This is a genomic window from Dyella sp. SYSU CM1112 (genome assembly GCF_058216415.1).
This window is the reverse complement of the sequence record NZ_JBZEGI010000162.1, coordinates 1-254: the sequence shown is the minus strand read 5'-3', so window position 1 is coordinate 254 and position 254 is coordinate 1. Positions and strand designations below refer to the sequence as shown.

Here is a 254-nt window from a genome sequence, read left to right as displayed (position 1 = left end):
GCCGTCACCGACGGCGTGCGGCAAGTGACCGTGCCGCTGTCCATTGCCGCACCCGGCTACCACACGCTGAACATCTGGGCAGTCGACCCGGCACTGGTGGTGGAGCGCCTGGTGGTAAGCCATGGCGCGCTGCGACCCAGCTACCTGGGCCCGCCGGAAAGCTTTCATCCGCAGAGCGCCTAAACCGGCTCGACGCTCTAATTCAAATAGCCGTCCAGATGGCCAAAGAGGGGCGTATACATTGTCACCTTGCA

Annotated in this window: 1 protein-coding gene; it reads left to right on the top strand. The window is 63.4% G+C overall.

The window, feature by feature from the left end; translation table 11 throughout:
• On the top strand, positions 1 to 183 hold a 183-nt coding region (locus tag AC4HNJ_RS22060; protein ID WP_490481750.1), incomplete at its 5' end, for a hypothetical protein.
• Positions 184 to 254 lie beyond the last annotated feature (71 nt).